This is a genomic window from Deinococcota bacterium, from assembly GCA_030858465.1.
GTDB lineage: Bacteria > Deinococcota > Deinococci > Deinococcales > Trueperaceae > JALZLY01.
In genome coordinates this window covers 1-7,601 of record JALZLY010000349.1, presented here as the reverse complement: position 1 = coordinate 7,601, position 7,601 = coordinate 1, and the positions used below count along the sequence as shown (strand labels likewise).

Genomic DNA, 7,601 nt, shown 5'->3' with positions numbered 1-7,601 from the left:
TCCGCCAGCCTTTTCTCCGCCGCAGCGCCTACTCCCTCCACGCTCTAGCCTCCTTTCAGCGCCGGTTCGGGGTTCGCGGCAAGTCGCTCCGCCAACGCCAGCACCACCCGAAGCGCCGTGTCGAGCGACGCCTCGACCTCAGGGCTCAGCCCCTCACCAAGCTCGGCGGACTTCGCTACCGAACCGACGATGTACACCGTCTCCGGCAGCACCTCGATGGCTTTTGCCAGCACCAAGGCCCGACCCGGCTCGGCGTAGTGAACGTCCGCCAGAAAATCTCGGGGCAGGTCCTTGGCGTCGGGTACCTCGGCGGTGAGCGTCTTGACCACGCCGGGGGTGTCGCCCTCGAGCGCGTCCAAGACGATCAGCGCGTCGTAGCCCTTCATCAGGTCCTGCACCAGGCTGATGCCGCCGATGCCGGCCTCGAGCACGTCAGCCCCGGCGGGCAAGTTGGGGTGTTCCTGCACACGCTGGGCCAGAAACACGCCGAAGCCGTCGTCCTCGTGCAAGACGTTGCCGAAGCCGGCGATAAGGAGCTTCACCCCCCAGCCCCGAACAGCGCGGCGGGCGCAAACTCCATCGCCAGCAGCACCTGGTCCGCCTGAACGCTCACCGGGTAGACGCGCAGGTTTTCGCCGGCCTCGCCGTCCGCCCGGCGACCACTGCGCACGTCATAGGCGCAGTTTTGCCAGGGGCAGACGAGGACGTTGCCGGAGAGCTTGGCGCCCTCCAAGGACATCGTGCAGCCCGGACAAGCCGGGTCGTAGGCGTAGGCCTGGGCGCCCGAGCGCACCAGCAGGACCGAACGGCCCTCGACGCTCACGACAGCGGCGCGGTCCGTCGGCAGGTCGGACAGCCGCGCTACTTGCCTAAACACGGGGCCTTGAGGCTTGGTCCGGCTGGCTGCGTTCGTGACCATCGGCAAGTCGATCCAGCCCTCGTGCGGCGGCTCGTCCGCTTCGTGCACGACCACGCCCTTAAAGCCGGCAAAACCCTCGCGCAAGGCCGTCTCGACGCCGCGCTTCAAGGTGTCGCTCGAGGCCGAACAGCTCTGGCACGAGCCCTTGAGCATCAGGTGAACCACGCCGTCTTCCACTTTCAGCACCTCGACCTCGCCGCCATGCGAGTGGATGTAGGGGCGGACGAGCTCGAGAGCGTCCTCGACCTGCGCCTCTTCGCCCAGCGGAAGCTGGTCGTAGAGGGTAAAGAGGACGTTGACTCCATCATCTTCGAGCGCGCGCTCCCAGATGCCGGCCTCCTTGAGCTGGGCAGCCAGGCGCGAGACGGAGGTGCGGTGTACGCTATCGATCACCTGCAACATCGTAAAGACCTGCTCCTGCACCTCCTCAGGCAGCGCCTCGAGCCCCCGGATGCGGGCGTCCAACTCTTGAAGTAGGTCTTGAAGGTCGCTGGCCATCGCTCAGTGTGGGTGGTCGTGTGGGTGGTTGTGGACGTGGCAGTGTTCGGGGCCGTTGATCAGACAGTCCTGACAGTCCGGGCCGCAACCGCCGGGGCCGCCCCAGCCCAGACCGTGGTCGGCGAAGGCGTCGGCAAAGCGGCGTTTGCCCTCCTCTTCGCCCAAGCGCGTGAAGCGGTAGGTATGGGCTTGCTCGCCAGGCTCGAGCCAGCCGTCGCGCAGCATGAGTTCAAGGACCGGCTCGAGGAGCGCCTCGCCGACCCCTGTCCAGAGCGCGAACTGCTTGGGGGAGCACGCTTCGCCGAGTCCTTCGCCCCTCAGCCAGTACAGCACCTGCACGACTTCGTCGCGCAGATGAAGCTGCTCGGGCGTCATCTGCGCCTCCCATCCGCCCCTACTTGGGCGCTTTCCTTATCCGTCAACGGGTGTTTGGGGTTACAGCTCACGCCTTTGCGTTTGGCTAGCGCGCCGTAAGAGCCCAGCGGCAGGTCGCGCTGCACCTCGACCTCCGGGGGCGGCCGGCCGTTCACCAGCGCTTTGACGATGGCCTCGACCTCGGCGTAGCGCGCCTCGACAGGCTGGCTGACGCCGCTGCCCCACTCGAGGTTCGCGGGTTCTATTTCGATCACCCAGGTTTCTGGGGGCAGCACCCTGAAATATCCGGCCACGACGAGGAGCAAGTCGACCGAGATGACGCCTGCGACCGCCTCGAACATGTGGTCGTGGACGCGCAAGGGGTCGTACTCGGCGGCGTCGAAGGCGTAGCGGTAGACGTGGAGGCTGGCGGCTTCCCGGTCGCGCGGTTCCGCCGCCAGAAAGATACAGCGCCCATAGCGCTCGTCCTGAAGCCGCTGCGTCATCGCCCAGGCGCCGTAGCTGTAGTCCTCGACGGTGACGTTAGCAGGCCACTCGAGCCCCGCCAATCGGTCTGACCATTCCGGCCCCGCCGAGTAGTCGCTCCAGAAGCGGTGGCCGACGCCCGCGATGAGGGTGTTAGCGCTGTTCGCCGTACCTTCCCTAGCGGGGTCCACGCCTCTAACCGTCACCCCTCGCAGCCGCAGGAATTGACCTCGCGGGTGATCACCATGTCGTGATCGGGCACCATGATGTGGGTGGTGCAGGGCATGCAGGGGTCGTAGGAGCGGATGGCGCGGAGGATGTCGATGCCGGTGTAGTCCTCGGGTTTGTCGAACTCCTCGAGGATCGGCGTGTTCATGACCGCCTCCTCGTAGGGCCCCGGTTGCCCGAAGGGGTCGCGCGGCGAGGCGCTGATGGTCGAGGGCGTGAGGATCTGGTAGTTGTCGATCTGCCCATCGGTGGCGACCAGGTGGTGCGTCAGATAGCCGCGCCCCGCGCCCCAGAAGCCCACGCCGACGTGCGTGCCCTTGGCGCTCAGGTCAAAGGGCGTGCTGACGGTCGTGTCGCCCTTTTTCAGCAGCTCCATGCCCATGAGCCAGTTGTCCATCGCCACGCAGACGCTGTGGGCGATGGCGTAAGCCTGGGCGCGGTTGCGCTCAAAGGCGTTGAGCGTCTCGGGCATCTTCCAGTCGACGACCATCTCGGGCAGCTTCGACTTGGGCAAGAGCATCCGCATGCCCGCGCCGTAGGGGTCGATAAAGCGGCGGTGCGGCACCTTGTCGGCCTTGGCGGTCGTCCAGACGCGGGCGTGGGTTCCGGCCTCCGTGACCTGCCTGTCCCAACGCGGCGAGGTGCCCCAGGAGTAGCGTTCCTTCCAGCTCTGCGGGCCGGGTTTGGGCTTGGTCTCCTTGTTCCAGGGGTGGTAGGGGCTCAGGGGCGCGCCGAGCGCGTCGGTGGGGAACCTCTGGCTCGAGCCGTCCTCGTAGTAGGAGTGGTCGACGAACTCTTCCAAGCCGATGTTGATGTCCTGAAAGCGGCTGGTCTTCAGCTCCCCGTCGATGATGACGCCGGGCGTCGCCCAGCGCTTTTCGCCCCAGTCGCTGCAGTTGGCGTAGGTGGTGTCGTAGGAGTCGGGGTCGTCCCAGACGCCCGTATCGATCATGCTCATGGGCCGCTTGCCGACCTCGCGGTACTTGGGGTCGGCTTCAAAGAAGAACTCGGTCAGGTCGTCCCAAATCGCCGTGGTCTTCTTGGCGTAGTCGAAAAACTCCTTGAGCCGGCTGTAGACCTCGTTGAAGACCTGCAAGTTCACCGTCGTGCTCATCCCGCCCGGCACGACCGTCTGCGGGTGCGGAAACTTCCCGCCCAGAAAGGCATAAGCCTCGCGCGCCACGCGGGTCATGTGCAGCGACTCGGCGTAGAGGCTGCCCGTCAGCGGGTTGAGGGCGGTCATCAGCTCGCCCATCGTCGCAAAACCGTGCAGCTCGGTGCGCTTCGCTTCGCTGCCCTGCGCCCTGGCCCACAGCGTGGGGTTGGTCGGCTCGACCAGGGCTTGGGAGTAGTCCGGCCCCGCCAGCAAGAAGAGGTGCAAGGGGTTGTCGTAAAGGAATTCGATCGCCAGGAGCATGTTGCGCACGACGATGCCCATCGGCGGCGGTTTGATGCCGTAGGCCATCTCGATGGCGAGGGCCGAGACCGCCGCGTGCACCCCGCCGCAGACCCCGCAGGCGCGTGAGGAGATGTAGATGGCGTCGCGCGGGTCGCGGCCCTGCACCACGATCTCGTAGCCGCGGAAGAGGGTCGCCATCGAGTTGGCGCTCAAGACCTGTCTGTTCTCGAGGTCGACGACGCTGTGGAAGGCCAGGGCGCCCGCCACGCGCGTCACCGGGTCGAAGTCCACCGACTTGATGAAGCCGTTGCGCGCGAGCAGCTCCTTGAGGCGGTCCTCGTGGATGGCGAGGGGCGTGACCTCATAGCCGTAGGGGTTTTGTGCGCTGTCTTTCAAGTAGGCCTTGCCCTTGTCATCAAAGGCGACCGGAAGGCGTTCAAAACACATGCATTACCCTTACCCTTTCTCTTTTTGAGGCGCCAGCAGCCCGGCGACGACGTCGAGGATGCCTCCGAGCGCCTTGTCCACGCGCCCGAGCGCGCCGACGATAGCCTCGACCTCATTGCCGATGCTTTCCAGCTTCGCCTCGAGCGGCTCGGCCTGCGCGGCGACGCGTTCCAGGTCATCGGCGATGCCTCTTAAATTCCCGCGGGCGCGGCGCAGATAGAAGGCCGCCGCCCCTAAAAAGCCCACCAGGGCAAGCACCACCAGGGCAAGCCAGATGAGCGTAAGGCCGAGCAGGATGGTCATCCGTCAGCCCCCGCGCGACGACTCAGCAGACCCGCCATCGCCTCGGCGCCCAGGGCGATGTCGCCGCCGACGGCGTGGGCTCCCGTGAGGAGGCTTTCGGTCTGCTCGAGCGCGACAACAGCCTCCAGATGCCCGCTGATACCCTGACTGGCGAGGCGCGTCTCGCGCGTGTAGAGCTCGATCTTGCGCGCCGCGCGGGCGATGCGCAGCAGCAAGACGACCACGATCGGCACAGCGAGATAGGCGATCACCAGCGTAACTGCCCAGATGACGGCAACCGAGGTCGGCATCTTATCTCCTTTGCTCCTGAACCGCCTCCAACGCCCCCGCCAGGGACGCCTTGAGGTCGCCCAGTCCTTGGGCCAGGTTCGCCAGGTTTTCGTTGAGGCGCGTCGCTTGCGGCGGAAGCGCGCCGACTTGGGTCTCAATCGCGCGCACGCCAAACCAGATCCGGCTCAAGAGGCTGGTCGAGCCGCCGAGCCGACCCCAGGACGAGGGCTCGCGCGAGCCGATAGCCTCGAGGGTGTGGACGATGTGCGTGGCGAATATGGCAACCACCAGCAAAAAGGCGACGGCCACCAGGGCACAGAGCAAGGCGAGCAGCGTCACGGTGTTTCTCCAAAGGCTGTTTCTCCGAGGGCGCACCGCGGACAGCCGGGGCAGGTCTCGGCGTGGCCGCGAATGCGCTCCAGATGGCCGTGGAGTGCGGGGGCCTGCGCCAGGACGCGCCCCAAGAAGAGATTGCTGCGGCTCAGATCGGGGACGTGGACGGTGTTGTTGGCGATGCGCTGGCCGACTTCCCAGATGTCGGCCGCTACGGCCTCGATGCGCCGGGCTTCACGCAAGATCAAAGCGAGCAACGCGGCGACCACGGCGGTGACGACCACGCCGAGCACCAGCGCCAGGGTCCAAAGCGTCATGACGCTCGCTCCTGAGGTGCGACGGCGTCGGCCACCCTGCCGGCCTTGCCGGTGAGGGCGTTCATGGCGTCATGGCCTTCTTGGAGCAACTGGTTCACCTGGGGGATGGCCCAGAGCGCGCGCGTCCTGGCCTCGACCTCCCAACCCGCGGCGAGCGCCCGCTGCGCTTCGTGAGCGATGCCCCGCGCCTCGAGCCAGATCCAGATGAGCAGCAGCGCGGCGACGGCCACGACGACGAGGGCGACCCCGAACCAGATCACGGCCGCCTCCTGGTGCCCGGCTTGCGCGAGCCGGAAAACTGGAGCTTTTCGTAAAAGAAATGGTTGACCTTGTCGAACGGGCTCGGGTCGTCCACCCTGGCCCAGCCACTGGGAACGCCCTCCAGCCAGCGGCTCTCGAGGTTGTGCTGGCGTTGCGAGAGGCGGCGCAGGGGGCGGATGAAGGTGCCGACCACCCGCCACACCGCGCCCGACACCTTCGCACCCGGCGGAGCCTTGTAGAAGGGAGAGAAGGTGTCGGGAAAGCCGGGCATGGTGCAGCCGATGCAGACCCCGCCCGCCTGCATGCAGCCGCCGACACCGTTGATGGCGCCGCGCGCAACGATGTTGCACTGGACCACCGGGCCCCAGCAGCCGATCTCGACTAAGCACTCGCGGCCGCCGTACTCCTCGGCGAAGACGCCCTCTTCATAGTAGCCGGCGCGGGTACAGCCGCGGTGGACGGTCTCCTTGAAGAGCCAGGCCGGCCGGCCGAGCTCGTCGAACTCCGGCAGGGGCCCTATCCCCTCCAGGAACATCAGCACCGCCGCGATGGTCTCGGTCATATTGTCGCCGGTCGGCGAGCAGCCGGGAATGTTGATGACGGGTAAGCCCAGGGCGCTCTTGTAATCCACCCCGAGGTAGTCCATCAGCCCCATCGAGCCGGTCGGGTTGCCGGTCGCCGCCGGGATGCCGCCCCAGGTCGCGCAGGTGCCCACGGCGATGGACGCCGCCGCGCCGGGGGCGAGCCGCGAGATCCAGGTCGAGATCGGCACGGGCTGGGCCGCCCAGGGGTCGTCCTCGCCATTGGGTGTTTCCGCACCCAAGCCGGCGAAATAGCCGCCTTGCGACCTGGCGATGCGCTCGTCCGGCACCGAGCCCTCCATGACGATGACGTAGGGCGCGTCCAACTCGCCGCGCCAGGCTTTGTAGTACCACTCGGTGAAGTCGTGTCCGACCTCGACCGACAAGACCGGATGGTGCAAGATGACTTTCGGCAGGCCCGGCACCGTGCCGGTCAGCAGTTCCTCGACCGACGGCTTGGTCGCGCCGCTCACGGCGATGGTGCAACCGTCGCAGCTCATCCCGGCCAGCCAGAAGGCGTGAACCTCGGTGTAGGCCGGCTTGTCCAGCCCGGTGAGTGTCGCCCCGAGCGCGGGGCTGAACGGGGGGGGGTCTCTGGTAAGGACGTCGGCCACGGCTTAACCTCCTAGGCGAACAGGTGCTGTGAGAGACCTTGAATGGCTGTTACCGCGGGCGCGTCGGGGTAGAGGTCCAGCAGCGCCTTGCCCTGCAGATCCGCCTGGCCGACGCTGTCGTCCATCGGAATGACGGCGACGAGGGGAACGCCCAAGGGGTCCAAATAGCTGCGAATGGCCTCCTCTTCGGCTTTGCTCCGCACCTTGTTGGCGACGCCCAAGACGTTCGGGATGTTCATTTCGCGGGCCAGCCTGACCAGGCGTCCGGCGGACTCGAGCGCCCGGTAATAGGGCTCGGTGATGATGAGCAGGGTGTCGACGTGGCGAATCGTGCCGCGCCGCATGTGCTCCAGCGAAGCCTCCATGTCCACGATGACGGCCTCGTCCCCCTCTGCCATGGCGGCGCCGACGACCTCCCGGACGATGGCGTGTTTGCCGCAGAGACAGCCCTGGCTGGCGTGATCGACCTCGCCCAAGGCCAGGATATGCACGTTGTCCGGCCCGGTGACGGCGTACTTTTCGATCACCTCGAGCATGGGCATAGCCAGGCGGCTGCGGCGAACCCCATCCTCCTCGACGACTTCCAGAATC

The 7,601-nt window shown here is 66.7% G+C and carries 12 protein-coding genes; all 12 read right to left on the bottom strand.

What is annotated here, in order from left to right; translation table 11 throughout:
• Positions 1-44: 44 nt before the first annotated feature.
• Positions 45-542, bottom strand: coding sequence for a hydrogenase maturation protease (locus M3498_17085; protein MDQ3460984.1), 498 nt, complete (start codon positions 540-542; stop codon positions 45-47).
• Complete coding sequence (locus M3498_17080; GenBank protein MDQ3460983.1) at positions 539-1,417, bottom strand: NifU family protein; 879 nt, start codon at positions 1,415-1,417, stop codon at positions 539-541. The genes M3498_17085 and M3498_17080 overlap by 4 nt, the downstream gene beginning before the upstream one ends.
• Positions 1,418-1,420: 3 nt before the next feature.
• The gene (locus tag M3498_17075) at positions 1,421-1,792 is read right to left on the bottom strand and encodes a hypothetical protein (protein ID MDQ3460982.1); all 372 of its coding nucleotides are present in this window, start codon (positions 1,790-1,792) and stop codon (positions 1,421-1,423) included.
• Positions 1,789-2,463 (bottom strand): hypothetical protein, encoded by a 675-nt coding sequence (locus tag M3498_17070; protein ID MDQ3460981.1) that lies wholly within the window; start codon positions 2,461-2,463, stop codon positions 1,789-1,791. The genes M3498_17075 and M3498_17070 overlap by 4 nt, the downstream gene beginning before the upstream one ends.
• Positions 2,460-4,331 (bottom strand): nickel-dependent hydrogenase large subunit, encoded by a 1,872-nt coding sequence (locus tag M3498_17065; protein ID MDQ3460980.1) that lies wholly within the window; start codon positions 4,329-4,331, stop codon positions 2,460-2,462. The genes M3498_17070 and M3498_17065 overlap by 4 nt, the downstream gene beginning before the upstream one ends.
• A 9-nt stretch (positions 4,332-4,340) precedes the next feature.
• On the bottom strand, positions 4,341-4,634 hold the full coding sequence (locus tag M3498_17060; protein ID MDQ3460979.1) for a hypothetical protein: 294 nt from the start codon (positions 4,632-4,634) through the stop codon (positions 4,341-4,343).
• Entirely contained in the window at positions 4,631-4,924 is a 294-nt protein-coding gene (locus tag M3498_17055; GenBank protein MDQ3460978.1) for a hypothetical protein, read from the bottom strand. Before M3498_17055 ends, M3498_17060 begins: the two co-directional genes overlap by 4 nt.
• Before the next feature lies 1 nt (position 4,925).
• Entirely contained in the window at positions 4,926-5,243 is a 318-nt protein-coding gene (locus M3498_17050; GenBank protein MDQ3460977.1) for a hypothetical protein, read from the bottom strand.
• The gene (locus M3498_17045) at positions 5,240-5,554 is read right to left on the bottom strand and encodes a hypothetical protein (protein ID MDQ3460976.1); all 315 of its coding nucleotides are present in this window, start codon (positions 5,552-5,554) and stop codon (positions 5,240-5,242) included. The genes M3498_17050 and M3498_17045 overlap by 4 nt, the downstream gene beginning before the upstream one ends.
• Positions 5,551-5,814 carry a hypothetical protein gene (locus M3498_17040; GenBank protein ID MDQ3460975.1) on the bottom strand — a complete coding sequence of 88 codons (264 nt, stop codon included), beginning with the start codon at positions 5,812-5,814 and terminating at the stop codon, positions 5,551-5,553. The genes M3498_17045 and M3498_17040 overlap by 4 nt, the downstream gene beginning before the upstream one ends.
• Positions 5,811-7,010 carry a hydrogenase expression protein HypE gene (locus tag M3498_17035; protein MDQ3460974.1) on the bottom strand — a complete coding sequence of 400 codons (1,200 nt, stop codon included), beginning with the start codon at positions 7,008-7,010 and terminating at the stop codon, positions 5,811-5,813. Before M3498_17035 ends, M3498_17040 begins: the two co-directional genes overlap by 4 nt.
• Before the next feature lie 11 nt (positions 7,011-7,021).
• On the bottom strand, positions 7,022-7,601 hold a 580-nt coding region (locus tag M3498_17030), incomplete at its 5' end, for a cobyrinic acid a,c-diamide synthase (protein MDQ3460973.1).

Bases quoted from the DNA above. Each gene is read 5' to 3' on its own strand.
- M3498_17080 (MDQ3460983.1), bottom strand. From the start codon at position 1,417: ATGGCCAGCGACCTTCAAGACCTACTTCAAGAGTTGGACGCCCGCATC.
- M3498_17075 (MDQ3460982.1), bottom strand. From the start codon at position 1,792: ATGACGCCCGAGCAGCTTCATCTGCGCGACGAAGTCGTGCAGGTGCTG.
- M3498_17065 (MDQ3460980.1), bottom strand. From the start codon at position 4,331: ATGTGTTTTGAACGCCTTCCGGTCGCCTTTGATGACAAGGGCAAGGCC.
- M3498_17060 (MDQ3460979.1), bottom strand. From the start codon at position 4,634: ATGACCATCCTGCTCGGCCTTACGCTCATCTGGCTTGCCCTGGTGGTG.
- M3498_17055 (MDQ3460978.1), bottom strand. From the start codon at position 4,924: ATGCCGACCTCGGTTGCCGTCATCTGGGCAGTTACGCTGGTGATCGCC.
- M3498_17045 (MDQ3460976.1), bottom strand. From the start codon at position 5,554: ATGACGCTTTGGACCCTGGCGCTGGTGCTCGGCGTGGTCGTCACCGCC.